This window comes from Streptosporangium sp. NPDC023825, assembly GCF_040639575.1.
Classification (GTDB): Bacteria; Actinomycetota; Actinomycetes; order Streptosporangiales; family Streptosporangiaceae; genus Streptosporangium.
This window is the reverse complement of sequence record NZ_JBFAAE010000015.1, coordinates 1-26,429: the sequence shown is the minus strand read 5'-3', so window position 1 is coordinate 26,429 and position 26,429 is coordinate 1. Positions and strand designations below refer to the sequence as shown.

Sequence of the window (26,429 nt, the reverse complement as noted above, 5' to 3'; positions counted from 1 at the left end):
CCCGGTACGCCCGCCCCCCGTAAGCCCGCCGCTCACCGCGGCCGTCCCAGCAGCGGCAGGCGGCTCAGCTGCCGCGCCCTGGCCGGGGCGCGTTCCCGCACGCCGGCGGGCCGGGAGGCCCGGGCACGGGAGGGTTCGAAGAAGGCGTCCACCACCTTCGCCGCGGCGTGGCCCTTCTCGTCGGCGCACCACGTCCTGCGGAACGCGATGTACCTGGAGGCGAACGCCGCCGTCGTGCCTTCGAGGTCGCGCAGCGCCTCGATCAGCTCCTCGGTCGTGGTCAGGCAGGGGCCGGGGGCGATCGAGGGCAGGTCGTGGTAGACGCCGCGTTCCACCCTGCGGTACTCGTCCCAGTCGTCGATCAGGAACAGCATGGGCCGTCCGGTGACCGCGTAGTCGCACATCAGCGACGAGTAGTCGGTCAGCAGCGCGTCCGAGAGCAGGATCAGGTCGTTGACCTCGGGGTACGATCCCGCGTGCCGGACGAAGTGGCGCAGGTGCTCGGGCACCTCGAACCGCTCGACAGGGTGGGTCCGCAGGACCACCGTCCAGTCGCCGGACAGGGCCTCGGCCATCGAGGCCAGGTCGGCCCTGACCGACTGCCCGGACCCCTTGGCCCGGTCGCGGTAGGTGGGGGCGTACAGCAGCACCCTGGACCAGTGCGGGATCTCCAGTGCCTCCCTCGCCCGCCCGGCCGCCTCCCGGTCGCCGTGCACGAGCACGTCGCAGCGGGGCGAGCCGTGCCGCAGCAGCCGCCCCCGGTAGCCGTTGGAGGGGACGAAGACCCGCTCGAACTCGGCGCTGGGCGAGACCAGCGCGTCCCAGCGCTCCACCGCGGCCCGCCAGGTCGCCCTCGGCCCGTCGAAGTCGGCGCGCAGGTCGGGCGCGTCGAAGCCGACCGACTTGATGCCCTGGCCGTGCCAGGTCTGCAGGTAGCGGGTGCCCGGCGGTTTCGGGTAGGCCAGCGGCATGCCGTGGCTGTCGACCCAGTAGCCCGCCCTGGCCATGGTCCAGATGTGGCGCCAGCTCATCCGCCGCACCGGCGTGACCTCGGGGGGAAGGTTTCCCTGGGGTTCGGCGACCGACCACACCACCTTCAGCGGCGTGTCGCGCCGCCTGAGCTCCTCGTAGATGTACCGCGGGTTCCCGGTGTACCCGGCGCCGACGTCGGACTCGAACAGGGCCAGGTCCGCGCGCGGCGGCAGCACCGAGATCAGCCCCTTGTAGACGCGGAGCTTCACCTCGGGCCCGCCCACCTTCCGCAGCAGGCGGGTGGCGGCCCGCTTGAGCCGGGGCAGCTGCCGCAGCATCCCCTGGCGGCGCCAGAGCACCCGCAGGAACGCGGCGGACCCCTCCGCCTTGACGACGACCTCGTGCCACAGGACGGTCGTGCCGAACGGCGCGGTGCACGGGTCGACGAGCAGGCGGTCGGAGGTGACCCGCCCGTCGGGGTTGACGATCTCGATCACCGGGTCGTAGCGGCCCTCGAAGCCCAGGCGGCCGTGGCGGATCGCGGCGAGGTCGATCGTCGCCTCACTCGTGTACCCGCCGTCGCCCTCCCGCGGGCGCGGGTCGAGCCGTACCCGATGGTTCCTGAACCGCAGGAACGCGGTCCAGCCGGGCGTGGCGGCGAGCACCCCGAACGGGTCGTACGTCGTGATCGCCAGCCTGATCAGCGGGCCCTGCCCGGTGACGACCGCCTCGTGGCGCAGCCGGGAGGCGCTGTAGGGGAGCTCGGCCATCCGGAGCGAGGTGATCTCCCGTCTCTCGTCGGCGACGGTGCCCCAGTAGGTGCGCCCGCCCTCCCGGACGGCGACGCGCGGCGGGGCCTTCGGCCCGTTCAGCGACCGGGCGGCCACCAGGAGCTCGTCGGGCCTGCCGTCGAGGATGAAACTGCAGCAGACCCGCATGAGCGGGTCGACCTTCTCGAACACCACCGGGTCGAGCTCCGCGAGGTAGGGGTGGATCACCGAGACGAACTCCTCGATCCACGCCGGGTCGCGCGAGGGCAACGGGTTGAGGTAGACCCGCAGGTCCTGGCGGATGAAGCGGCGCTGCCGCTCGTGCACCAGGTCGCCGAGGCCGCCGAGGCCGCTGTCCCGCAGGATGTCGTCGCTCAGCCGGGCCGCCCTGATCCTGGAGCGGACGTTGGCCATCTCCGTCAGGCACAGCGAGATCGACAGCCGCTCGTCGCCCTCCGCCGAGGCCCGGTGCCAGAGGTAGACCACCCAGGGGACCACGGCGAACCGCCGCGCCGCGCAGTACAGGGCGGTGCTGAAGACGTGGTCCTCGTAGTGCATGTCCTCGCGGAACGGCACCCTCCGCAGCAACTCGGCCCGGTAGAGCTTGTTGGTGCTGAAGGAGTCGAGGAACATCTCCGGTTCCCGGGCGATGCCCTCCACCGTCCTGCGCCTGGTGAACAGCGCGGGGTAGTAGCGCGCGGTCTTCCCCGTCTGCTCGTACAGCCTCGTGATCTGCCCGGTGACGAAGTCCGCTCCGGTCCGCTCGATCTCCAGCAGCATGCTCTTGCAGGCGTGTCTCGTCAGCTCGTCGTCGCTGTCCAGGAACATCACGTACGGCGCCCGCGCCGCCGCCACCCCCCTGTTGCGCGGCACCCCGCAGCCGCCGCTGTTGACCTCCCCGCGCAGGTAGCGGACCCTCGCGTCCCTGCGCTGCAACTCCCTGGCCACCTTTCCCGTGCCGTCGGTGCTCGCGTCGTCCGCGATGATCACCTCGATGTTGCGCAGGGACTGCCGGAGCGCGGACCGCACGGCCCTGGCCAGCCGCCCGGCATCGTTGTAGGTGATGACCACAACGCTGCATTCCGGGATATTGATCACGATCCGAGGTATTCCCGAGAAAAAGTAGGCAGTTGTCCCACTTGTGCACTGATGACACTGTTTTTGGGATTGTGTGGGGCTTCAAGAGATCTGGGGTTGCTTGTACTCCGTCGCTCTCACACGGGTTCCTGAAGCGTCATTCCTTCGCGCCCTGATGAGCCGAGGGCGCACACCCATGCGCGGACCGTCTCCAGATGTCCAGACAGGAGCCCGATCGCGGATTGGGGCTGGACGAGGAGCGTGGGAGTCCCCGAGGCGGTTCGATCCGCTGCCCATCTGTGATCCGCCGCCGTGAAATCGTCGTCGATCCAGGCCGCCGTTGCGCTGCCCGGCCAGTCGGCGACCGGGTCACGTTTCCACAGGTATCCATTGGGATGGCTCGTGGTGATGGCGGGTCGGCCCAACTCAACGGAACGCTGAACGCCAGAAGGCCGCCGGGGCGCAGCGCGACGGCGATCGCGGGGAGCAGGATGTCGAGAGGGGTAAGCCCAATGGCTCCGAAGACGGAGCAGCAGATGTCGAAGGTGTCGCCGGTGCCGGTGAGAAAAGCCGCGGCGTCCTTGAGGACAAAAGTGGCACTGGGCAGGTGCCCGTACGAGGCACGGGCGCGTTCGATCTGAGCGGCGGCGATGTCCACACCGACACCGGTCGCGCCACTGGACGCGACATGAGCCAGGTGGTGCCCCGGCCCGCAACCGAGTTCGACGACGGAGGCCGTGAGGAGATCTCCAAGAATCTCCGCGCCGGGGCCGTGCTCGGGATCTTGGGCCCAGTGCATCCGGGCCGGAGGTGAAGCCCGTCCGGAAGGCTCGGCGGTTTAGCGAGTTCCGCCCCGGACGCTCGGGCGGGAGCGGCCTCGTCGAGCGCGTCCGGTGTTCGCCGGACACAGGCTGCGCATCCACTACGCGGCCGCGGACCAGGCCCCGAAGTGGCGTACGGTGGGCCCGATCGGCCTGGTCACCGTACGCGACCGGGGCTACCTGCTGGCCACGAGGTCCGGCGCGGACCGCACCTACCGGCTGTCGCGGGTCCTGGCCGCAGAGAAGCTCGCCGAACCCGCGCAGCGACCGGACCGGGTCGATCTGGACCGGGTCTGGCAGGAACGCGGCACGCGCTTCCGGGCCGGCGGCGACCTGGTCAGCGTGCTGGTACGGGTGGACCCGGCGCGGCGGGAGGAGCTGGTGGGCACCGCACTGGCCGTCCACGCCGAGGAGGCCGACCCGGACGGCCGGCTGCGGCTGGAGGTGACCTTCCAGGACCCGAGACACGCCGAATGGGCGCTGTGGCAGCTCACCACGAACGCCGAGGCCCTGGCCCCGCAGTGGCTGCGCGACTCCCTGCACGACCGCGCCGCCGCGATCGCCACCCGCTACGGAGCGTCACCCTGAGAGCCGTCGCCCTCTGCGGGCCGTCGCCGACGCGATCCGGACCGCCCGCCCGGCGCGGCGGTTCGCCGACCTCGACCTCATGACACCACCACCCTCGTCCCGAGCGGCCGGCGTCGCCGCCGGCCGTCACGCGGACGGTGGGGAGAGGACCTCCGGACGGGTGCGGGCCCGCTGCCAGCCGAGGGCGGCCGGTACGCCGACCACCAGTCCGGCCGCCCCCGCGACGCCGAGGGCTCCCATCACTCCCAGGTGGGTGGCGAGCAGGCCGCCCACGATGATGCCCAGCCCCTGCGACGCCACCAGCAACGACGACGCGATGCCCAGCACCTGGCCACGCCGCTCGGTAGGGGTGATCCTGGCGAACTCCGCGTTCGCGGTGACCTGGTAGGCGCTCAGCATCCCTATCAGGAACCACGACGACAGCGCCGCGGCGACGCCGGGGATGAACGCCGACGCCAGCAGGGGGAGGCTCGTGGCGAGCGCGAGCGGCCCGAGCAGCCGCAACCGGGTCGCGGCGGGCACGAACCGGGTGAAGAGGAAGACACCGAGCACGTTGCCCACCGGAATGGCGGCCATGAGCAGGCCCACCATCGCGGTGTCCTGCTGGAGCCCGGCGGCGTAGGGCGCGGCCAGCCCCTCGGGAACGACGTGGAAACCGGCCAGGGCGGCGAGCGCCAGCAGGCTCCGTAGCCGGCGATCGCCGGCGAGCAGGCGCAGCCCGGCCATCGGCCCGTCCCGCCGTACCGGGTCGTCGGCGTCGCGCACCCGGGCGGCGGGTCGCGCGTGGACGCCCCGGGACACGATCAGCGCGGCCAGCGCGAAGGCCGCCGCGTTGAGGGCGAGCGACCAGGTCGTTCCCACCGTCGCCACCAGCACGCCCCCGACCGCGAACCCGGCCAGCGCGACGGTCTGCGCGGTGAGGTGCTGAATCGCGATACCGGCCTGGTAGACCTCGCGGGGAAGGATGTCGGGGGTCATCGCCATCTGGGCGGCCACGGTGGGCGACTCGAGCAGCTGAGAGACGAAGAGCAGCGCGCACAGCACCGGGAGCGGGATCGCCGGGACGGCGACCAGCGCGATCAGCACGGCTCGGGTCAGCCCGCAGACGATGATCAGCCGCCGGCGCGGGTAGCGGTCGGCCAGGCCGCCCAGCAGCGGCCCGCCGATCAGCGCCGGAAGCAAGGTGAGTGCGTAGACGAGCGCGGTGACGGCGGGCGAACCGGTGCGCTCGTAGGCGAGCACCGCCAGAGCCACCCGCCCCAGCTGGGTTCCGGTCCGCACGATTGCTATGGCCGCCCACAGCGCCCGGAACTCGGTTACGGCGAAGGCCTGGCGGAAGGTTCCGTCCTTGCCGTCGGTGTTCATTGCGACCTCCGCGACATCGTCACACACGGGGGCCGGCGGCGCTTCCGTGGAATTCGCCGCCGACCGGCCAAGAGATCAGATCCACGGTGAGCGTGATCGACTTCAGAGCCTAATCGCTTTTCGGCGGTCGACAGAATGTTCTTTCGGGCGGGGAACCGGCGCCGGTCGCGCGGGCGGACGCTCTGCGACGGACGGTCGCTCACCCGCCTGGCCGGTGTCCGCGGTGAGCGGCGTACCGGGCCGGTGCGGGCGCGGGGCTAGTGGCGCAGGGCGCGGCGGATCAGCCAGGCGAGCAGGACGAGGGCCGTCAGCGCGGCGACCAGCGGGGCGACGCGCTTGAGCAGCGGCATGCCCGCCACCTCCAGGAGGTTCAGAGCCTCCTCGTCGGGGCTGAGCGAGGTGCGCGAGGTGCCCGCCGGGTGGCTCTGGCGGGACTCCTCCTCCTCGTCGATCGCGAGGCCGGCCGGCGTCGGCACCGCGCTGAGGTGACGCTCCGGCCCGCCTGGGACGCCGGGGCCGTTCAGGTCCTCCGGGCCGCCGGGGCCGCCCAGTCCGGACGCCGCACCATGGTCCGTGCCGCCGGAGGCCGCCGTGCCCTCGTGGCCCTCCGTGCCGTGACGTGTCGAGCCCGCCGGGCCGGGGAACGCCGAGCCGGTGGTGCCGGGGCTCTCCTGGCCGGAGGCCGTCGAGCCCGCGGGACCGGTGGGCGCGGCGGGTGCGGTCGTGGAGTCGACGGGCTCGCGTGAGTCGTCGGAATCGGCGGGGCGCGCCGGGCCGGGACCCCAGGTCTCCGAGACCGCCGGAACGTCGTCCGGCCCCGCGGGCACCGTTTCCCGCCTCGCGGTCGCGCTCCAGCCGCCCACGCCGGTCGTCCCCGGGGCCGTATCGGCGGCCGTCTCCACGCCGGGGCCCTCGCCCAGCAGGCGGGAGAGGCCGGCCGCGAACCTGTCGACCAGCTTCTCGCCGACCTCGGTCATCACGCCCCGGCCGAACTGGGCCGGGCGGCCGGTCACGTCGAAGGAGGTGTCGACGGTGACCCGGGTGTTGCGGCCGTCGGGGTGCAGGCGCGCGACGACCGTGGCACCCGCCGTGCCCGGGCCCCTGGCCTCCTTGCCGGAGGCCCTGATGGTCATGGAGTGGGTGTCCTCGTCCACCTTCTCGAAGGCGGCCCGGCCCTGGTACGTCACCGTGATCGGCCCGATCCTCATCTTCATCCGGCCGGTGAAGGAGCCGCCCTCGACCTTTTCCACGGCGGCTCCGGGCAGGCAGGGCGCGATCCGCTCGACGTCGAGCAGCACCGGCCACGCCTGGTCGACAGGTACGGGAACCGTGAACTCGTGCTCGAATCGCATCGCCATCGCTCGGCTCCTCACCGGTCGGCCGCTGTCGCGACATTACGACTACACGGGGGCGTATTGCCAGTATGCCGCCCTGAAGCCCGGCCGGACCTCCTGCGACGGTCCGTGTCCGCACTCCAGTTCGGTGCCCGCTCCCCTGGTACTGCCCCCGTTGGCGGGGACGATGCGCCCGCCGCGCCCTCAGACCGGCGGGTTGTGACGGGAGTACTCCGCGCGTCCCCAGCGGAGCGGGACGGCTCCCCGTACGCGGACGATACGGTCCACCTCGAACCGGACCAGCCGCTGCGCGCCCGGGACGTCTCCCGGATCCCAGTCGACCTGGGCACGCCCGGTCAGGTGCAGGGCGTCGCCGCCCTCCCAGTCGAGGAAGAGCAGGCCGCAGTTGTCATCCAGCTCCAGGTTTCCCAGCGTCATGTACATGAAGTTGCCTGCGTAGTCCGGCCAGACCAGCCGCCGGTCGTCCAGTACCCGGACGAACCCGGGGTTGCCGCCCCGGTGTGACAGGTCGGCGCCGAGACCGGGCGCGGAGGTGGCGACGAAGAACGTGTCGGCGCCCTCGATCCACGCCCGGTCCTCGTCGCCGAACACCGTCCCCGAGGAGAAGCCTGCGGAGCCGGGGGTGGGCTCCCCCGGCTCGGCCGGTTCCGCGACGACCTCCCGCGCCTGGATGTACTTGGGACAGTTGGCGTACGCCTGCTCGGTACGGACGATCAGCCGCCCGCCCTCCCGCGAGACCGTGCCGTTGACCCGCATCCTGCGCCTGCTCGACGGCTCGATCGCGAGCATCCCGATCTGGCCCCCGTCCAGTCCGGCCAGCGGGTCGTGCTCGCCGGGAAGCGCGTCGACCACGACCGTCCGCTCGTCCGGCGCCCGGGCGAAGCCCTCGGGCCCGGTCAGGGCGGACGCCCACAGGAGCCCGTCCCGCCCCCTCGCCCCGATCAGCAGCATCCGCTGCCGCCCCAGGAACTCGGCCGCCACCGCCGGGATCTCCGGCCGGGTCCTGGCCGAACCCAGCGCCACCGCGCGTACCCCGGCCCTCCGCTGAACCGCGAGCTCTCCTGCGTGCTCCACGATCGTTTAGAAGAAGCCGCAGGTGGGGGCGGCGGCGACCGGGACGGGGGAACCTTCGGCGCCGGTGGGCGCGTAGATCTCCAGCCGGATCCCGTCCGGGTCCTCGAAGAACACGCCGCCGGAGGACGCGCCCTCGCGGTGCGCCACCACGCCGTCGTGGTGGAGCGTGGCGCCGGCCTCCCTGATCGCGTCCTCGGCCCGGCGGACCGTCTCGATGTCCGGAACCTGGAAGGACAGGTGGTGCAAGCCGGGCAGGCCGGTGGCGAAGCGGCCCTCGCTCTGCTGCCAGAGGGTGAGCACCAGCGTGCCGTCGAGGCCGAGGAAGGCGTACCGGCGGCCCGCCTCGCCGGACTCGCCGAGGACCTCGAAGCCGAAGATCTTCACGTAGAAGTCCCTGGACCTGTCGAGGTCGGAGACGTTGAGGCCGACGTGGCCGGTCTGGAAGGTCATCTGGTCTCTCCCTTCAGCTTTCTAACGGTTGGTTCCGTTAGTCTGACTGAAGACAAATCTAATGCATAATCATCATTTTTCCCATTAGAAATGTATGACGCAAATCACACCTTCGAGAATCCAGGCATGAGATCCGCCGGTCGGGGCGGTGAGACCCACCGGTCGGGGCGTGAAAAGGGAGAACCGGCCGGGCGGGGTCAGCCGTCGCGGTGCTGGTGGTAGTGGCGGGCCGCGCGGGCCCGGTTGCCGCAGCCGACCGAGCACCACTCCTGCCGGGCGTGCTCCTTGAGGAAGTAGAGCACGCAGCGCGGCGCGGGGCAGGTGCGGAGCCGCTCGCGCAGGGGCCCGGCCAGCAGCTCGATCGCCGACGTCGCCAGGGCCGCCCGGATCCGCGCCGACTCCGTGGCCCCCCCGTCCGGGACGGTCCGCGCGCGGGGGACGTCGTCGGAGGGCCACTCCAGCCGCGCGGCCAGCGGCACGGCCAGCGCCGCGGCGTTGACCAGGTCGAGCGACTCGGCGAACCCCGGGAGCCGGTGCGCGTCCGCGCCGCTCGCGGGGCCCGGCCGCACGGCCCTGGCGAAGAGCGCCCGTACGGCCTGCCGCAGCTCCACCACCTCGGCGCGCAGCTCCTCCGAGGCGAGGAAGCCCGGGCCGATCCCCAGCTCGGCGGCGTGCGCCCGGCCCCACGCGGTCATGCCCTCGACGTCGGCGAGCGTGTCCGTCAGACCGGCCCGCGTCGCGCGGACGGTGCTGACGAACTCCAGGGCCGGCATGCTCCGACTCTAATGCCTGATCTGGCGTTTTGCCGTGAGGTCCTGACGTCGCCGGCGACCGCCGGGACGGGACGCCTAACGCCGGACGGCCTTGACCAGGATGGCGACCAGACCGGCGAAGCCCAGGCCGCTCACCAGGACCATGAGCATGACCAGTGGCTGGACGGACGGCTCGCTGATGAAGACGATGCCGGCCGCGATGAACACCACGCCGCTGAGCAGGGCCATCCAGTCGGTGCGGTGCACGCGGCGGCGGCGCTCGGTCCCTTCGAGGTCAGGCCGCACGGCGCACCTCCACGTCCCCGAGGCCGGCCTTGATGTTCAGCACGATGGTGGCCACGTCCCCTTCGGGGAGCACCTCGGGCTCCAGGATCTTGTTGTGCTGGATGTCGGCCCCGCCCTCCACCGTATGGTCGATCTTGACGTCGCCGAACCTGGTGGAGCCGTTCACCTCGACCCTGGCCGTCGGGGGCAGGATCACCCTTATCTCGCCGACCGAGACCGAGGCGTTCACGACGGTCCGCGAGCCGGGGGGCAGGGCCAGGTCGCCCAGGTCGAGGCTGCCCTCTCCCACGTCCACCGAGTAGGTGCGCGCCACCTCGGACAGGGTGGTGGGCCGCCAGGTGTAGTCGCCGAACTTCTTCGGCACGCCGCCCAGCGTGGACCCCGCGATCAGGGCGAGCGACAGGACGGTGCCGGTCGCGACCAGCCCCGCTCCCCGGCCGAACCAGGTGGCGACCAGCAGGCCGGCGCCGATGACGACGAGTACCGCGCCGCCGGCGACCGTCATGTTGACCGATCCCGAGGCGGACTGGATCGCCACGATGATCCCTCCAACGATGATGGCCAGGAAGATGGTGACGCTCCCGACGAGCGATCCGCGCCGTCGCGGCCTGGGCGGCGCCACCACCGTCCCCAGGTACGCGGACGGGTCGTAGGGGGAGTAGTGCTGCTGCCGTCTCCGGGGATCCAGAGGCTGGTAGGGGCCGTAGGGCGAGAAGGGTTCGCCGGAGGAGTCGAACAACGGCCTCGCGGCGCCGTACGGGCCCGGCGGGGTGTCCCGCGGTCCGTGTTCCGGCGGTCCGACGGGGCCCGGGGGCATGCCCGGCGCCTGCCCGGCGCGGTTCTCGAAGGCGGGCATGGGCCGGGTTCCGGAGTCGGGCGGCGGCGGGGCCGTCGCGGACGCCGGGCCTGCCGCGGGCGCGTACGGTTCCGCGACCGTCTCGGCGCCCGGCCGGCCGGCCGGAGACGTGGCGGCCTGGGTGACCGGATCCCGCTCGCCGACGGGACGCTGCCCGGCGGGGGCGCCCGGCGCCTGGGCGGGCGAGCCGGGCCACCGGTCGGCCGGGGACGGGGACGGGGACGGGGACGGGGACGGGGACGGGGACGGGGCGCGGCGCCTGCGCAGCCGGTCGGGCAGCGACCTCGCCACGGCCAGCAGGTCGACCCCGCGGGAATGGGCGGCGAGCAGGGCGATGGCGAACACCGTGCCGACCACGACCGTGCCGGTGCCGATGCCGTCCGAGGAGACGTTGACGATCAGTCCGAGGGCGAACAGGCCGGTCAGCAGGGTCAGGACCGTCTCGCCGTCGAAGTCGCGCCGGATCCACTGCTCCAGGTAGCCGGGGCCGCCGTCGGTCTCGCGCATCAGCAGGAACGCCGCGATGTAGAGCATGATGCCGATTCCGGAGCCGAGCACCAGCACCGCGAAACCGACCCGGAGCACCACGGGATCGATGCGGGCGTATCTCCCCAGGCCGGCGCAGACGCCCGTGAGCATGCGCCCCTCGTTGCTGCGCCTCAGATCGCGCTCCTCGAGGGGGGAGGAGGCGGACGGCGAGCTCGCCGGATCCTGGGCCCGCCCGGTGTCGTTCATGTTCCTCATCGTGGCCTTTCCCGGCCCATGACGCATCCGGGAGACCCCTGAGTCGTCCCGGAGAGGGCAGGTCTCTCTCAGGGTCGCTTCAGGGGAACGCCTGATGCACTGGCAGGCTGGTTCATGTGACGATGCTGACGATATGGCTGACCGACAGACAGTTCGCGACGCGGCGCCCGTGACCTCCGACGACGCCCCCTTCCCCCGCCTGGTGAGACCGGTGGAGGGGCGGCTGGTCGCCGGGGTGGCCCAGGGGGCCGCCGCCCAGCTCCGGCTCGACCCGGTCGTGCTGCGGCTGGCCTTCGTGCTGCTCACCGTCCCGGACGGGTTCGGTGCCCTGGCGTACGCCGCCCTGTGGATGTTCACCCCGCGCGAGCCGTACGAGGGCAGGGAGCCGGGCAGGGACTGGAGCCAGCTCACCGCGTACGCCGCGATCGGGCTGGCGCTCATCGCCCTGGGCTGGCTCACCGGCGCCTCGGGCGCCGGGATCGGGGCCTGGCCGATCGCCGTGGGCGGTATCGGCTCGCTGATCCTGTGGCAGCAGGCCGACCCCGACCGGCGGCAGCGCTGGATGAGCAACACCGTCGGGCAGGTCCGCCAGAACCGGGTCCGCACCTTCCTCGGGCTCGTGCTCGTCGTGGTCGGCGCGATCGGCTTCCTGGTGGCCAACGACGAGCTGGGCAACGCGCGTCCGGGGATCATGTTCACCCTGGTGGTCGTGGGCGGTGTCGCGCTGATCGCGGCGCCCTGGCTGGCCGCCCTGTGGAAGGAGCTGCAGCGCGAACGCCGCGAGCGCATCCGGCAAGAGGAACGCGCCGAGGTGGCCGCGCACGTGCACGATTCGGTGCTGCACACCCTGACGCTCATCCAGCGCAACGCCCAGGACCCGCGCGAGGTGATGCGGCTGGCCCGCTCCCAGGAGCGGGAACTGCGCAACTGGCTCTACCAGCCCCAGCAGGACGCCGACGCGTCGGTGGCCGCGGCCGTGCGGCGGGTCGCGGCCGAGGAGGAGGACGCGCACGGGGTGCCGATCGAGGTCGTCTGCGTCGGCGACGGCCCGCTCACCCCCGAACTGTCCGCGATGATGCAGGCCGCGAGGCAGGCGATGGTCAACGCCGCGAAATACTCCGGGTCCGAGGTCGTCTCCGTGTACGCCGAGACGGAACCGGATGAGGTCACCATTTTCGTCCGGGATCGGGGGATCGGGTTCGACATGGACGATGTGCCCGAGGATCGTATGGGTATCCGCCAGTCGATCATCGGCCGGATGGAGCGCCACGGGGGCAGCGCCCGTGTGCGGACCGAGCCCGGCGAGGGCACGGAAGTGATGCTGACCATGAAGCTGGAGAAGACGTGAGCGGCGAGCGAGCCACGACGCGGCGAGCCGGGGCCCCGCCCCCGGGATCGCGGCGGGGCGGAGAGCGGATCTCAGGACGACTCCCGGGATCGCGACGAGCTGGAGAGCGGCCCTCGGGACCGCGAGGGGAAGAAGTCCGATGAGTGTGGTGAAGGTCCTGATCGTCGACGACCACCGCCTGTTCCGCTCCGGCGTGCGGGCCGAGCTGGGCGACTCCATCGAGGTGATCGGGGAGGCCGAGGACGTGGAGTCCGCGGTCAAGGCGATCGCCGCGCTGGGGCCCGACGTGGTCCTGCTCGACGTGCACATGCCCGGCGGCGGCGGCCAGGAGGTGCTGCGCCGGGTGCTCGGCTCCGGTTCCACGGTCCGCTTCCTCGCGCTGTCGGTCTCCGACGCGGCGGAGGACGTCATCGGCGTGATCCGGGGCGGTGCCAGGGGATACGTGACCAAGAACATCAGCGGGCGCGAGCTCACCGACGCCGTCCGCCGGGTGGCCGAGGGCGACGCGGTCTTCTCCCCGAGGCTGGCCGGGTTCGTGCTGGACGCGTTCGCCTCCAGCGAGGCCCCGCCGATCGACCCCGAGCTCGACTCGCTCACCCAGCGCGAGCGCGAGGTGCTGCGGCTGATCGCCCGCGGTTACGCGTACAAGGAGATCGCCAAGGAGCTGTTCATCTCGGTGAAGACCGTGGAGACCCACGTCTCGTCCGTGCTGCGCAAGCTGCAGCTTTCCAACCGCCACGAGCTGTCCCGCTGGGCCACGGCGCGGCGCCTGGTCTGAGTGCCCGGTGTCCACGGCGTCCACGGCGTCCCCGGTGTCCCCGGCGTCCACGGCATCCTCACCCCGCGGACTTCTGTACGAGCAGTTACTTCTGTGCGACTCTGCGAAGTATGGGACGCGATGTACCTGCGATGGTGTTCAGCCGCGAGGACCGGCGGCGCTACCGGGACAAGGTTCGCCGGTGCCTTGACGTCTTCGCGCAGATGCTGCGCGAGTCCAGGTTCGAGTTCGACGAGCCCAGGGCCGGGCTGGAGATCGAGCTCAACCTGGTGGACGAGCGCGGCGAGGCCACCATGAAGAACGTCGAGGTGCTGGAGGCCATCGCCGAGCCCGACTGGGCGACCGAGCTGGGCCAGTTCAACGTGGAGATCAACGTCCTGCCCGAATCCCTGGAGGGGGACGGCGCGGCCCGGCTGGAGAAGGTGATCAGGGACCGGCTCAACCACGCCGAGGAACGGGCCCGTACCGTCGGCGGGCACATGGTGATGGTCGGGATCCTGCCCACGCTGCGAGAGAGCGACGTGCACGAGGGCACGCTGTCGGCCAACCCCCGCTACAAGCTCCTCAACGAGCAGATCTTCGCGGCCAGGGGCGAGGACCTGCACCTGTCGATCGAGGGCGAGGAGTTCCTGGAGGCCTACGCCGACAGCATCACCCCCGAGGCCGCCTGCACGAGCCTCCAGCTCCACCTGCAGGTCAGCCCCGAGGCGTTCGCCGCCAACTGGAACGCCGCCCAGGCCGTCGCGGGCCCCCAGGTGGCGCTGGCGGCCAACTCCCCGTTCCTGTTCGGCCGCAGGCTCTGGCAGGAGACCAGGATCCCGCTGTTCGAGCAGGCCACCGACACCCGCCCGGTGGAGCTGAAGACCCAGGGGGTGCGGCCCAGGGTGTGGTTCGGCGAGCGGTGGATCACCTCGGTCTTCGATCTCTTCGAGGAGAACGCCCGCTACTTCCCCGCGCTGCTGCCCCTGTGCGACGACGAGGACCCGCGCGAGGAGCTGGCGCGCGGCGTCACCCCGCAGCTCGGCGAGCTGACCCTGCACAACGGCACCGTCTACCGGTGGAACCGGCCGGTCTACGCGGTCGTGGACGGCACCCCGCACCTGCGGGTGGAGAACCGAGTGCTGCCCGCCGGGCCCTCGGTGGCGGACGTCGCCGCCAACGCCGCCTTCTACTACGGGCTCATGCGCGTCCTCCCGTACGCCGAACGCCCGGTCTGGACGCGCATGTCGTTCGCCGCGGCCCAGGACAACCTGCACGCCGCCGCCCGGTACGGCCTGGACGCCCGGCTGTTCTGGCCGGGGCTCGGCGAGGTGGTCGCGTCCGAGCTGATCCTGCGCCGCCTGCTGCCGCTCGCCCACGAGGGGCTGGACCTGTGGGGGGTGGACCCCGGGGCCAGGGACCGGCTGCTGGGGATCGTCGAGCAGCGCTGCCTGACGGGCACCACCGGGGCGAGCTGGCAGATCGACGCGGTGAACGCGCTCGGCGACCTCGACAGGCACGAGGCGCTGCGCCGGATGACCCTGCGCTACATCGAGAACATGCACACCAACGAGCCCGTCCACACCTGGCCGTCCCCGTGAGACCGGGGCCGAGATCGTTTCCGGGACCGCGGCCCGAGCCGCCGGAACAGCCAGGAACGCCGGTGGGACCGCCGCTGCGAGGGACGGCGGGGCCCGCCGCGCCTCACCGGCCTCCGCGCCGGCCGGTCCCCGGTCGGACCGATCGCTCGCGCGGGGCCGCGGACTCCGTCACGATGGGCGTATGAGAGCCTTCTCCTTCGTCCTGGCCCTGGTTCTGGCGGCCGTCACCGCCTGCGGGAGCGTGGAGGAGGGCACGGAGCCGGAGGCCGGCCCCACCGGCGGGCAGGCCACGCCCAGCGCGCGGGGGCAGACGTTCGAGTCGGACGTCGAGCTGGCCAGGGAGCTCACCGAGGCCTACTGGAAGCAGACCTTCGCAGCGGCCGGCCTGACCTACCGCCCGGTCACCGGGTTCATCGCCTACCAGGGAGAGAACGGGCCAGACTGCGGCGGGCGGCCGTCGGTGCCGAACAACGCCTTCTACTGCTCGGCGGGACACTTCATCGCCTACGACGAGCAGTGGATGAACGAGCTCTACGAGCGGATGGGCGACGGCTCGGTCTACGTGATCATTCCGCACGAGTTCGGGCACGCGGTGCAGGCGCAGCTGAACACCGCGTTCCGCCTGAACATCGAGCAGGAGCTCCAGGCCGACTGCTACGCCGGGGGAACCCTGGGGGCGCTCGTCAAGGGCGGCTCGCTGCAGACCGAGCCCGGCGACGAGGACGAGCTCCTGATCAACCTCGCCGCGGCGGGCGATCCCACCGACGACTGGCTGCGCCCGGACGCCCACGGCACGGCGGGCCAGCGCCAGGAGCTGTTCGCCAAGGGATACAACCAGGGGACGACAGCCTGCTGAGGCCGCGACGCGCGACGCGGCGCCGGGGCGGGCCACGAGGTGGCGCCGGGGCGCCGCGGGGGCGTCACGGGAGTGGCGCGCCGCCGGAGTACGCCGCGATGGGTACGGGTGAATCCGCCGAGAGGCTGATGTCCCGCCGCCGGGGCCCGCCTAGTCTGGCTGGGGACGCCGGGCCACCAGCTGGCCACCAGGGGGCGATCAGGGGGCGATGTCATGCTGACGACGATGCGGGATATCGGCTGGGCCGCGCGGGGTGCCTGCGGTACGAGCGACCCCGAGCTGTTCTTCCCGCTGACGCAGTCGGCCGAGCACGAGGCACGGGCGAAGGCGGTCTGCGAGCGGTGCCCGGTGCTGAAGGAGTGCCGGGCCTACGCGCTCCGCGCGGCCGAGCCCGAGGGGATCTGGGGCGGCCTGACGGTACGTGAACGCCGTCTCCTGCGCTTCCCCGCCGGCTGGCGCCAGGCCGCCGCGGGCCGAGTTCCGATCGCGTAGCCTCGAACCGGATTCGAGGGGATCCCGAAGATCATGATCCCCGGCGCGGCCCGGCACGCGGGGCGCGGGACGGCGTCCGAGGGAGTCGTGGGCAGTCGTGGGCATGGAGCGCGAGCCGGGGGGAGCCGCCTGCGCCGGACCCGAGGCGGTGCCCGGTGTGTCCGTGGGCGTGCGGGCGGGCGTGCAGGCGGGCGCGGTGGCGGTGCTGGTGGCGGCCAACGTGCTCAACAACCGCGTGGCGCCGAGGCTGGCGCCGCTGACCTCGGCCGCGGCCACCGGCGCGCTGGTCGTCATGGCCCGCCGTTCCGGGCTCTCCTGGGCCGAGCTGGGATTCCACCGGCGCGCGCGGGGCCTGCGGATCGGCGGCGCGCTCGCCTCCGCCGTGGCCGCGGCCTACACCGTGGGCGTCGCCGTCCCGGCCACCCGCCGGTTCTTCCGCGACGAGCGCGCCCTGTCGCTGTCCCGCGCCCGCGCGCTGGAGGAGGCCCTGCTCCAGGTGCCGGTCGGCACGGTCCTGCTCGAGGAGGTCGGCTTCCGCGGGGTGCTGCACGCGCTCGTCGCCCGCTCCCACGGCCACGGTACGGCGACCGCGATCTCCTCGGTTCTCTTCGGCCTCTGGCACGTCCTGCCCGCCGTCGACATGATGGCCGCCAACCCCGCCCTGAGCCGCCTGGCCGCGGGGGAGGCCCTCGACATCACGGCCGCCCGCGACCCCGGCGCGGAGGGCACGGGGAGCGGTCCCGGGGGCGGGCCGGGGAGCGAGCACACCCCCGGCACCCCGGACACGCCCGGCACCCCGGACACGCCCGCCGGATCGGACGCGCAGGACGCGCAGGACGCGCAGGGCACGCCCGCCGGATCGGACACGCGGGACGTGCAGGGCACACCGGGCGTGTCCGGGGTCCCCGGGAGGGCGCCCGCGTGGCAGGTGGCACGCGTCGTGGCCGGGTCGGTGATCATGACGGGCCTCGCGGGGGTGCTCTTCACCGAGCTGCGCAGGAGGGGAGGCCTGGCCGCCCCCGCGATGTTCCACGTCGCGACCAACTCCCTGGGCTACCTGTTCGCCCGCCTGGCCCCGCCGGAGGGGCCCGCTCCCGGCCGCTGACCGCCGCCGAAGCGGCCGCGGGCGGCGAGCTCGATCGTGACGACCACGGCCACCGCCTCGGCGGCCAGCAGCGCGACCAGCACGACGAGCTGCACCACTCCGGCCTGGAGCGGGCCGGCCCCGCCCAGGAGCATCCCCACGAAGGCGCCGGGCAGCGTGACCAGGCCCACGGTTCCCGTCTGGTCCAGCGCGGGCACCAGCGCCTGCGCCGCGGGCGGGCGGCAGATCTCCAGTGCCGCGTCCCGCTCGGAGAAACCCAGCGAGAGCGCCGCCTCCACCTCGCCGCGCCGGTGGGCCAGCTCGTCCAGGGCCCGCCGTCCGGCGAGGGCCGTGGCCGTCAGGCACCCGCCCAGCAGGATGCCCGCGACCGGGATCAGCGTGATGCCCAGCGGAGGGACGACGCCGCTGCCGAACAGCAGCGCCAGGACCGGCAGGGTCCCGGCCGCGATGGGCACCGTGGCCCACCAGGCGGCGGGACCCGAGGTGATCCTGCGTCCGGCGGTCACGCTCGCCACCCCGTACATGACCAGCACGAAGACCGTCACCGCGAGCGCGCGCTCGACGGCCCACACGATGATCAGGGACACCGCGCCGAGCTGGGCGGCGGCGCGCAGGCACGCCACGAGCACCGCGGGCGCGTGCCCGAGGCGGCCGAGCCGGGCGACGGCGGCGGCCCCGGTGGCCAGCAGGAGGACGACGACGGCGGTGGCGAGAGACAGATCGATGCCGTTCAACGGCGCGGACCTCCCGTCGGGTGCCTTCCAGGTTGCCAGGTCTCCGGCGGCGACCGCGAGGAGGACCCGGCTACGGCTCCTCCGGCCGGGTGCCCTCCGGGCTCACGGCGGGAGCGGCGGCCCGGTCGCGGCCCGCCTCCGGCGGCGCTCTTCGAACCTTCGGGAGGGTCAGACGGTGGAGACCCGCTGGAAGGCCTCGACGTAGCGGCCCTCGCCGAAGCCCGCCTCGACGGCGATCTGCGAGAAACGGCCCCGCAGGAAGCTCTCGAAGTCCTCCAGGTGGCCGATCTGGCTGGCGTGGGCGCGCAGGGCGGCGAGCTTGCGGTCGAAGGTGTCGGTGACGTCCACGTGGTGGTCGGGCGCCGGACCGCCGTTGAGCCACACCTCGCGGACGGTCCACGCCTCCAGCCCCTCGTCGAGCAGCAGCGACGGGAAGGTGTACGGGTTGCGCGCGTCGGGATAGACGGCGTCGAGGGCACAGCCGCCGACCGCGCGGTGGTCGGGGTGACTGGGGGCGATGAACCGGTAGTTGCGCTCGGGGCTGTGGGTGATCACCAGGTCGGGCCTGACCTGGCGGATGACCCGGGTGATGTCACGCCGCAGCTCCAGGCTCTGCACCACGGTCCCGTCGTGGTGGCCGAGGTAGCGCACGTCGGTCACGCCGACGGCCTTGGCGGCGTTGGACTGCTCGGCCCGGCGCAGCTCGGCCATGCCGCCGTTGTCCAGCTCGCGGTCGAAGCCGCCCGCGTCACCGTCGGTGACCACGCAGTACGTCACCTCGACGCCTCGGTCGGTGAACAGCGCGATCGTGCCCGCGGCGGCGAAGTCGACGTCGTCGGGGTGTGCGGTGACCGCCAATACGCGGTTGATCTCGTTCTCGGACAGCATGAGAAGGCCTTTCCGTTTTTTCCGCGTACCGCTCCGTCATCACAACCGAGAGGGAGTCCACCCGCATTCCTTTGCGGTGGCTGGACCCGGTTGTCGGTCGGTCGCTCTAACCTAGGGGACGTGTCGATCCCAGCCTCTTCCCTGACCCATCCGTTGCTCGACGGGCTCAACCCCCAGCAGCGCGAGGCCGTCGTGCACCACGGCAGCCCCCTGCTCATCGTCGCGGGCGCGGGTTCCGGCAAGACCCGGGTGCTGACCCACCGCATCGCCTACCTGCTGGGCGAGCGGGGCGTGCAGCCGCAGGAGATCCTGGCGATCACCTTCACCAACAAGGCCGCGAGGGAGATGAAGGACCGGGTCGACCGGCTCATCGGCCCGCGCTCGGCGGCGATGTGGGTGATGACCTTCCACAGCGCGTGCGTGCGGATCCTGCGCCGCGAGGCCAGGCGCCTGGGCTTCCCCACGAGCTTCTCCATCTACGACCAGGCCGACTCCCAGCGGCTGATGGCGATGGTCTGCCGCGAGATGGACCTCGACCCCAAGCGCTACCCGCCGAGGTCGTTCTCCGCCCAGGTCAGCAACTTCAAGAACGAGCTGATCGACTACGAGACGGCGTCGGCCCAGGCGTCCACCCACCTGGAGCGCAAGCTCGCCGAGGCGTACCGCAACTATCAGCAGAAGCTCACCGAGGCCGGGGCGATGGACTTCGACGACCTCATCATGCTGACGGTGACGCTGTTCCAGATCTTCCCCGACGTGGCCGAGCACTACCGGCTCCGCTGGCGCCACATCATGGTGGACGAGTACCAGGACACCAACCACGCCCAGTACACCCTGATCCGCGAGATCGCCGGCCGTCCCGAGCCGCGCACCGCCGACGGGGACGTGGTCAGGGAGGGCGGAGAGGGCGCGGTCGCCCCGGCCGAGCTGTGCGTGGTCGGTGACGCCGACCAGTCGATCTACGCCTTCCGCGGCGCGACGATCCGCAACATCCTGGAGTTCGAGCGCGACTACCCGGAGGCCAGGACGATCCTGCTGGAGCAGAACTACCGCTCCACCCAGACGATCCTGTCCGCCGCCAACGCGGTGATCTCGCGCAACGCGAGCCGCAAGCCCAAGAACCTCTGGTCCGACCAGGGCGCCGGGGCGAAGATCATCGGCTATGTCGCCGACAACGAGCACGACGAGGCCATGTTCGTCGCGCAGGAGGTCGACAGGCTCACCGACCACGAGGACGTCGTGCCCGGCCAGGTCGCGGTGTTCTACCGGACCAACGCCGCCTCCCGGGTGTTCGAGGAGATCTTCATCCGGACCGGCCTGCCGTACAAGGTGGTGGGCGGGGTGCGCTTCTACGAGCGCAAGGAGGTCCGCGACCTGCTCGCCTACCTGCGCTTCCTGTCCAACCCGAACGACGTGGTGTCGCTGCGCCGCATCCTCAACGTGCCCAAGCGCGGCATCGGCGAGCGGGCCGAGGCGATGGTCGAGGCGTTCGCGACCAGGGAGCGGATCCCCTACTGGGAGGGGCTCCGCCGGGCGGACGAGGCGCCGGGCATGGCCACCCGCTCGCTCAAGGCGATCAAGGAGTTCGTCGCGCTGATGGACGAGCTCATGGTGAAGGCCGACGACATGACGCCCTCGGAGCTGGCCCAGGAGGTGCTGGCGAGCACCGGTTACCGCCTGGAGCTCACGGCCTCCAACGACCCGCAGGACGAGAGCCGCCTGGAGAACCTGGACGAGATGGTCTCGGTCGCCTCCGAGTTCGAGGAGGCCAACCCCGAGGGCACGCTGGTGGAGTTCCTGGAGCAGGTCTCCCTGGTCGCCGACGCCGACCAGATCCCTGCGGCCGACGGCGGCCAGGGCGTGGTGACGCTGATGACGCTGCACACCGCGAAGGGGCTGGAGTTCCCGGTGGTGTTCCTCACCGGCATGGAAGACGGCGTCTTCCCGCACATGCGCTCGCTCGGCGAGCCCAAGGAGCTGGAGGAGGAGCGCCGCCTGGCCTACGTCGGCATCACCCGGGCCGAGCAGCGCCTCTACATCTCCAGGGCGGCCGTCCGCAGTTCCTGGGGCTCGCCCGCGTTCAACCCGGCCTCCCGGTTCGTCGCCGAGATCCCGTCCGATCTCGTCGACTGGCGCAGCGACCCGGAGAAGAGCGCCTGGAGCGCCGCCACCCGCCGCGACTCCCGCCCCGCCCCGGCCAGGAAGCCCGGCGGCAGGCAGATCCCCAACCTGACCCCCGGCGACCGGATCACCCACGACCAGTTCGGCCTGGGCACGGTCGTGTCCGTGGACGGCATCGCGGAGAAGACCAAGGTCAAGATCGACTTCGGTGGCGGGGGAGAGAAGACCCTGCTGCTGGCGTACGCGCCCCTGGAGAAGCTCTAACCCCCGCCGGATGGCGCCCGGGGAAGTCCGGGAAGGGTCCGGGAGTGGCTGCTCCCGGGCCCTTCCCGTGTCCGCGGTGCCCTCCCGAGCACCGTGGGCCGGTTCGGCCCGCGAATCGGCGCGGCCGGTTCGTCCCCGATCACCTCGGGCCGGTTCAGCCCTGGAAGAGCTCCTGGATGGGGTCCTCGGGCTGGTTGACGTCGCCGAGGAGCTCGTCGAATTCGACCACCTGGCCGGCGGGCGGTGCCTTGATCGTGACCTTGGTGCCCCAGCCGGTGTAGCGGGTGTCGTTGACGTAGGTCAGCTCGGTGCTGTTGAGGCCCCGGGTGGACTCCGTGTACGACGACACGATCCGGCGGACCAGCTGGTCGGAGCCGAGATAGATCTTCCAGGTCACCGGGAGCGTCGCGGACCTGCCGGTGGGCTTCTTGCCCAGCATCGTGCGCACCGCGGGAGAGACCCTGAAGAGCTCGGCCAGCGTGATCGTGCCCGAGTGGACCGTGGTCCGGGTGCCGTCCCACGTCCCGCCGGGGCGCTTGGCGCGGGTGTGGGCGAGGGTCGCCCTGAGCGTGCCGGGTTCGACGGTGCTGATGATCTGCTGGACGGCGCTGACCAGGGAGACCTTGCCGCTGGGCGTACGCAGCCACTTCTTGCCCTCGGGCATGGACTCGGCGAAGATGCCGCCCGAGGTGTAGCTGACGCCCTTCAGCGAGATCGTCCGTGACGGGGCGAACAGGCCCTTGAGCTCGCTGTCCGGAAGAGGCAGGTTGAACTTGGTGGTCAGGTCCGAGGCGACCATGCCGGTCCTGCCGAACTCCAGCACCCCGTTCCGCCGAGTGAAGATCGTCCGGTTCTTCTTGCCCTCACCGATGACCTTCGTGTTCTCGGTGAGCTTCACGCCCCGGTGGGTCCTGAACTGTCGCTTCAGCGCCGAGACCGGGTCGGTCGCGGCGGCCTGGGCGGTCAAGGTGGTCTTGGCGCCCGCCGGGGTGACGGTCACCAGCGTGGGAACGATCAGAGCTGCCATGGTGGCGCCGGTCAGGGTGGCGATGATTCGCCTCATCGAGGGGGTCCTCCCGTAGGTGTCCTCGCGTCGTCGCGGAGGGTGGACCAAGATTCTTACCTATATCCCGAAATATCGGATCAAGAATCGACAGAGGTATCGGGACCCTGCGAATGGAGAACGCCATGGGTGCCATCGGGGGAGCGGAGACTCCTCGACGGGCCGGGTCTTGTGCGGGGCGCGGAACGCCGCGAGCCGCGCCCGGCGGGTGAGGCCCGCCGGGCGCGGCTCGGGTGATCCGGGGTGCGATCAGCGCGGAGGGATCACTTGACGGTGAGCAGCGGAATGGGCGTGTCGGCCGCGAACCGCTCGTTCAGCTCCTTGACCGTGGAGATCTGGTCGGCGGGCGGGGCTTCGATCGTGACCTTCGAGCCCCAGCCGCTGTAGCGGGTGTCGATCGTGGTGGTAGGCCCGTCCGTGAAATCCAGGGACGAGGTCGTCAGCCGCACGGGGAGGCGGTCGGCGTTGAGGAACAGCCGCCAGCTGACCGTGAGCTTCGCCTGCTGCTTGGACAGGGGGATCTCCTGCCTGGCACGGAACCACGGTGAGACCTTGTTGAGCTCACCAAAAGTGATCTTCCCCGAGTAGGCGGTCGGACGCTTGACCGTGGCGCGCGCGAGGAGGGCCTTGAGGGTCGCGGGTTCGGCGGGGTTGACGAACTGGCCCAGCGAGCCGGTCAGGCCGAACGTGTCCTTCGGGTACGCGAGCCAGGGCCTGTCCGCCGGCAGGAACTGGCCAAACGCCCCGCCCCAGATATACGCCTTCTTCTTGACCCGCACGACTCGTTCCGGCTCGGCCATCCCGGCGAACAGCCTGTCGAGGTCCTTCTGCGCCTCGCTCTTTTCCTCGGCGTCGTCATCCTTCGGGCCGAAGGTATTCTCTTCCGTGCCGAACGCGAAGAGGTCCCCCTCGACCCGCAACTGGGTGGTGTGGTCCGACGCCTCGACTCCGGAGGGGCCGAGCTGCAATTCACCCTTGCGGTCGGCGAGAAGCGTGCTCTTCTTGCCGCTTCGAATCTTGACGGTGTCGACGAACGCGACGCCGTTGCCGCTTTTGAGCTGGCTCCTCAGCGCGCTGACCGGATCGGCGGCCTGCGCGTGCGCGGTCGATGCCAGCGCCGGAACGCTCAGCGCGGCCGTAGCGGCGCACGCCAGCCCGGCGATGTATCGCTTCAAAGGAAAGTCCTCCTGATTGACCCCCCGCCCTGATGGGGGAGGGGAGGAATAGTCTGGCGGGGAAAGATCACAAAACGGTAGCGCATTTGAAGGGCCGGTCTGAATTAATTGTGCATGTTCGGTGCAGAGGCGTCCTTCCGGCCTTTGTGGCCGTCATCCGGCGGCGCCGGAACGGGAATTCGTTTCCGGACAATCACGGACGGTTAGTTTCCCTTTTTCCGTACGGCCTCGGTTCCGCCGTGCATTCCGGCCGGTTTTAACCGAGGCGCCGCCGCGGGGAGGAGGCGAACCGCGGCGCCGTACGGAAAAGGCGGTGGAGTTTGCAGCGCTGTACCGTGGTTCGCGGTGACCCGCCGAGCCCGGCGCGGCGCGGCCGGTTACGCTGCGGACAGCTCCCACGTCGCGAGGGGAGCGCAGACAAGGAGGTCTGGATGGATGCCGTGTCAAGGATCCGCGTCGTCATCGCCAAGCCGGGGCTGGACGGTCACGACAGGGGCGTGAAGATCGTGGCGCGGGCGCTGCGGGACGCCGGGATGGAGGTCGTCTACACCGGCCTGCACCAGACGCCCGAGCAGATCGTGCGCACCGCGATCCAGGAGGACGCCGCGGCGGTCGGGCTGTCCATCCTGTCGGGCGCGCACATGACGCTCTTCGCCAAGGTGCTGGAGCTGCTGAAGGAGAACGACGCGAGCGACATCGTGGTGTTCGGTGGCGGGATCATCCCCGAGGCCGACATGCCCGCCCTCCAGGAGATGGGCGTCGCACGCGTCTTCACCCCGGGAGCCACCACCCAGGAGATCGTCGACTGGGTGCGGAGCGCGGTCCCCTCACCCGTCTGACGGTTCTCTCGCCCGTCTGACGGTCCCCTCACCCGTCTGACGGTCCTCTCGCCCGTTCGACGACGCCTCATCCGTCTGGCGGTCCCCACCCGCCCGACGGGTCTCTCGCCGTAGCGCCCGAGCCGGTGTCCGGCGAACCTCTGACGGATCGCCGACGGATCGCCCGCCGGCCCGGTGAACCGGCTCGCGGGACCGGCCGCCGGACCGGCCGGTTCGGCGCGAACAGCGTTCGGGGCGTACGATCTGGAACCCGGTTACCTGGTCATGCCACGAGGCGGGCTAGGCTTCATTGGCGCAAAACCGCCGGGCTCCCCCTTGGATCATGGAGTCGGCTCGCTCACATCTGTACACCAGCCGGACAAGCAAGGACGGACCCTCGTGGACCTGTTCGAACATCAGGCGAAGGAGCTCTTCGCGGAGTACGGCATCCCGGTGCCGCGCGGCGTGGTCGCGCACACCGTGGAGGAGGCACGGGCGGCAGCCGAGCAGCTGACCGGCCGTGTCGTTGTCAAGGCCCAGGTCAAGACCGGTGGTCGAGGCAAGGCCGGTGGCGTGAAGGTCGCCGACGACGCCGCCGACGCCGAGCGGAAGGCCACCGACATCCTCGGCATGGACATCAAGGGCCACACGGTCCACAAGGTCCTGATCGAGGAGGCCAGCGCGATCGCGGAGGAGTACTATTTCTCCTTCCTGCTCGACCGCGCCAACCGTACGTTCCTCGCCATCTGCTCCGCGGCCGGCGGCATGGACATCGAAGAGGTCGCGCACAGCACCCCCGAGAAGGTCGCCAAGGTCCCGGTCTCCCCCCTGGACGGCGTCGACCGGGCCAAGGCCCGCGAGATCGCCCAGGCCGGAGGGCTGCCGGAGGCCGCGCTCGACGGCGCCGCCGAGCTCATCGAGAAGCTCTGGTGCGCCTTCGTCGACGAGGACGCCTCCCTCGTCGAGGTCAACCCGATGATCCTGTCCGCCGACGGCCAGGTGAAGGCCCTCGACGGCAAGGTCACCCTCGACGACAACGCGTCCTTCCGCCAGACGGACCACGCGGCCTTCGAGGACAAGGCCGCCGAGGACCCGCTGGAGGCCGCGGCCAAGGCCAAGGACCTCAACTACGTCAAGCTCGACGGTTCCGTCGGCATCATCGGCAACGGCGCCGGCCTGGTCATGTCGACCCTGGACGTCGTCGCCTACGCGGGTGAGGCGTTCCCGGGTCAGCCCAAGCCCGCCAACTTCCTCGACATCGGCGGCGGCGCCTCGGCCGAGGTGATGGCGGCCGGCCTGGAGATCATCATCTCCGACCCCGCGGTGAAGTCGATCTTCGTCAACGTCTTCGGCGGCATCACCGCCTGTGACGCGGTCGCCAACGGCATCGTCTCGGCCTTCCAGCTGCTGGACGCCCGCGGTGAGAGCGTGAGCCGCCCGCTGGTCGTCCGTCTGGACGGCAACAACGCCGAACTCGGGCGTCAGATTCTCTCCGACGCCAAGCTCTCCGGCGTCGAACTGGTGGACACCATGGACGATGCGGCCAAGCGCGCCGCCGAGCTCGCCGCGGTAGGTGCGTAATGGCCATCTGGCTGAACGAGAACAGCAAGATCATCGTCCAGGGCATGACCGGCGGTGAGGGCACCAAGCACACCCGCCGGATGCTCGCCTCCGGCGCCCGCGTCGTCGGCGGCGTCAACGCCCGCAAGGCGGGCACCGTCCACGAGGGCCTGCCCGTCTTCGGCACCGTCGCCGAGGCCATCAAGGAGACCGGCGCCGACGTGTCGGTCGTCTTCGTGCCCCCGGCGTTCACCAAGGACGCCGTCAAGGAGGCCGTCGACGCCGAGATCCCGCTGTGCGTGGTCATCACCGAGGGTGTCCCGATCCACGACACCACCGAGTTCTGGGCGTACGCGGTCGCCAAGGGCGGCAAGACCCGGATCATCGGGCCCAACTGCCCCGGCATCGCCTCGCCCGGCGCCTCCAACGCGGGGATCATCCCGGCCGACATCACCAGCGCGGGCCGCATCGGCCTGGTCTCGAAGTCGGGCACGCTGACCTACCAGCTCATGTACGA

At 71.5% G+C, this 26,429-nt stretch carries 23 protein-coding genes and 1 pseudogene; 11 read left to right on the top strand and 13 right to left on the bottom strand.

Features of this window, described 5'->3' with window-relative positions; all coding sequences use genetic code 11:
• Positions 1–32: 32 nt before the first annotated feature.
• Entirely contained in the window at positions 33–2,840 is a 2,808-nt protein-coding gene (locus AB0G15_RS15935) for a CDP-glycerol glycerophosphotransferase family protein (protein WP_362839738.1), read from the bottom strand.
• A 136-nt stretch (positions 2,841–2,976) separates the two neighbouring features.
• Positions 2,977–3,618: a class I SAM-dependent methyltransferase gene (locus AB0G15_RS15930; protein ID WP_362839735.1), complete on the bottom strand. Its 642-nt coding sequence runs from the start codon at positions 3,616–3,618 to the stop codon at positions 2,977–2,979.
• 94 nt (positions 3,619–3,712) lie between these two features.
• Here AB0G15_RS15930 and AB0G15_RS15925 point away from each other — a divergent pair.
• Positions 3,713–4,228, top strand: a pseudogene (locus AB0G15_RS15925) (WYL domain-containing protein); the annotation flags it as partial.
• 126 nt (positions 4,229–4,354) lie between these two features.
• On the opposite strand, the gene AB0G15_RS15920 reads toward AB0G15_RS15925, so the two are convergent.
• The 7 genes from AB0G15_RS15920 to AB0G15_RS15890 form a co-directional block, all read right to left on the bottom strand.
• Complete coding sequence (locus AB0G15_RS15920; RefSeq protein ID WP_362839732.1) at positions 4,355–5,593, bottom strand: MFS transporter; 1,239 nt, start codon at positions 5,591–5,593, stop codon at positions 4,355–4,357.
• 257 nt (positions 5,594–5,850) lie between these two features.
• Positions 5,851–6,951, bottom strand: coding sequence for an SRPBCC domain-containing protein (locus AB0G15_RS15915; RefSeq protein WP_362839728.1), 1,101 nt, complete (start codon positions 6,949–6,951; stop codon positions 5,851–5,853).
• A 180-nt stretch (positions 6,952–7,131) separates the two neighbouring features.
• Positions 7,132–8,022 carry a pyridoxamine 5'-phosphate oxidase family protein gene (locus tag AB0G15_RS15910; RefSeq protein ID WP_362839726.1) on the bottom strand — a complete coding sequence of 297 codons (891 nt, stop codon included), beginning with the start codon at positions 8,020–8,022 and terminating at the stop codon, positions 7,132–7,134.
• A 6-nt stretch (positions 8,023–8,028) separates the two neighbouring features.
• The gene (locus AB0G15_RS15905; RefSeq protein WP_362839723.1) at positions 8,029–8,472 is read right to left on the bottom strand and encodes a VOC family protein; all 444 of its coding nucleotides are present in this window, start codon (positions 8,470–8,472) and stop codon (positions 8,029–8,031) included.
• Between the two features lie 197 nt (positions 8,473–8,669).
• A complete protein-coding gene (locus AB0G15_RS15900; protein WP_362839720.1) occupies positions 8,670–9,245 on the bottom strand; it encodes an ABATE domain-containing protein in 576 nt (191 codons plus the stop codon).
• A gap of 75 nt (positions 9,246–9,320) precedes the next feature.
• Positions 9,321–9,530, bottom strand: a complete 210-nt coding sequence (locus AB0G15_RS15895) for a hypothetical protein (protein ID WP_362839716.1) — start codon at positions 9,528–9,530, stop codon at positions 9,321–9,323.
• Positions 9,520–11,121, bottom strand: a complete 1,602-nt coding sequence (locus AB0G15_RS15890) for a PspC domain-containing protein (RefSeq protein WP_362839714.1) — start codon at positions 11,119–11,121, stop codon at positions 9,520–9,522. The genes AB0G15_RS15895 and AB0G15_RS15890 overlap by 11 nt, the downstream gene beginning before the upstream one ends.
• A gap of 142 nt (positions 11,122–11,263) precedes the next feature.
• Here AB0G15_RS15890 and AB0G15_RS15885 point away from each other — a divergent pair, with 142 nt between their 5' ends.
• From AB0G15_RS15885 to AB0G15_RS15860, 6 genes are all read left to right on the top strand, one after another.
• Positions 11,264–12,478 (top strand): PspC domain-containing protein, encoded by a 1,215-nt coding sequence (locus tag AB0G15_RS15885; protein WP_362839711.1) that lies wholly within the window; start codon positions 11,264–11,266, stop codon positions 12,476–12,478.
• 139 nt (positions 12,479–12,617) lie between these two features.
• Positions 12,618–13,256: a response regulator transcription factor gene (locus tag AB0G15_RS15880; RefSeq protein ID WP_362839708.1), complete on the top strand. Its 639-nt coding sequence runs from the start codon at positions 12,618–12,620 to the stop codon at positions 13,254–13,256.
• 110 nt (positions 13,257–13,366) lie between these two features.
• Complete coding sequence (locus AB0G15_RS15875) at positions 13,367–14,836, top strand: glutamate-cysteine ligase family protein (protein ID WP_362839705.1); 1,470 nt, start codon at positions 13,367–13,369, stop codon at positions 14,834–14,836.
• A gap of 181 nt (positions 14,837–15,017) precedes the next feature.
• Positions 15,018–15,692, top strand: coding sequence for a neutral zinc metallopeptidase (locus AB0G15_RS15870; protein ID WP_362839701.1), 675 nt, complete (start codon positions 15,018–15,020; stop codon positions 15,690–15,692).
• A 213-nt stretch (positions 15,693–15,905) separates the two neighbouring features.
• A complete protein-coding gene (locus AB0G15_RS15865) occupies positions 15,906–16,184 on the top strand; it encodes a WhiB family transcriptional regulator (RefSeq protein WP_362839698.1) in 279 nt (92 codons plus the stop codon).
• Between the two features lie 103 nt (positions 16,185–16,287).
• Positions 16,288–17,289, top strand: coding sequence for a CPBP family intramembrane glutamic endopeptidase (locus AB0G15_RS15860; protein ID WP_362839980.1), 1,002 nt, complete (start codon positions 16,288–16,290; stop codon positions 17,287–17,289).
• On the opposite strand, the gene AB0G15_RS15855 is transcribed toward AB0G15_RS15860, so the two are convergent.
• Together AB0G15_RS15855 and AB0G15_RS15850 are read right to left on the bottom strand one after the other, a co-directional pair.
• The gene (locus tag AB0G15_RS15855) at positions 17,238–18,023 is read right to left on the bottom strand and encodes an ABC transporter permease (protein WP_362839695.1); all 786 of its coding nucleotides are present in this window, start codon (positions 18,021–18,023) and stop codon (positions 17,238–17,240) included. The two genes, AB0G15_RS15860 and AB0G15_RS15855, sit on opposite strands and share 52 nt — an antisense overlap.
• A gap of 168 nt (positions 18,024–18,191) precedes the next feature.
• The gene (locus AB0G15_RS15850; protein WP_362678670.1) at positions 18,192–18,911 is read right to left on the bottom strand and encodes a PIG-L deacetylase family protein; all 720 of its coding nucleotides are present in this window, start codon (positions 18,909–18,911) and stop codon (positions 18,192–18,194) included.
• 126 nt (positions 18,912–19,037) lie between these two features.
• Here AB0G15_RS15850 and pcrA point away from each other — a divergent pair, with 126 nt between their 5' ends.
• Positions 19,038–21,296 (top strand): DNA helicase PcrA, encoded by a 2,259-nt coding sequence (gene pcrA, locus AB0G15_RS15845; protein WP_362839977.1) that lies wholly within the window; start codon positions 19,038–19,040, stop codon positions 21,294–21,296.
• A 154-nt stretch (positions 21,297–21,450) separates the two neighbouring features.
• Here the strand turns inward: pcrA and AB0G15_RS15840 are convergent, their stop codons facing one another.
• Both AB0G15_RS15840 and AB0G15_RS15835 read right to left on the bottom strand, forming a co-directional pair.
• Positions 21,451–22,359 (bottom strand): hypothetical protein, encoded by a 909-nt coding sequence (locus AB0G15_RS15840; RefSeq protein WP_362839692.1) that lies wholly within the window; start codon positions 22,357–22,359, stop codon positions 21,451–21,453.
• A gap of 263 nt (positions 22,360–22,622) precedes the next feature.
• Complete coding sequence (locus AB0G15_RS15835) at positions 22,623–23,534, bottom strand: hypothetical protein (RefSeq protein WP_362839689.1); 912 nt, start codon at positions 23,532–23,534, stop codon at positions 22,623–22,625.
• 431 nt (positions 23,535–23,965) lie between these two features.
• Between AB0G15_RS15835 and AB0G15_RS15830 the strand changes: the two genes are divergently transcribed.
• The 3 genes from AB0G15_RS15830 to AB0G15_RS15820 form a co-directional block, all read left to right on the top strand.
• Entirely contained in the window at positions 23,966–24,373 is a 408-nt protein-coding gene (locus tag AB0G15_RS15830; protein ID WP_362678679.1) for a cobalamin B12-binding domain-containing protein, read from the top strand.
• Positions 24,374–24,751: 378 nt separating this feature from the next.
• Complete coding sequence (sucC, locus tag AB0G15_RS15825; protein WP_362839687.1) at positions 24,752–25,933, top strand: ADP-forming succinate--CoA ligase subunit beta; 1,182 nt, start codon at positions 24,752–24,754, stop codon at positions 25,931–25,933.
• A partial coding sequence (locus tag AB0G15_RS15820; protein WP_362839684.1) for a CoA-binding protein occupies positions 25,933–26,429 on the top strand: 497 nt, incomplete at its 3' end. The genes sucC and AB0G15_RS15820, both read left to right, overlap by 1 nt.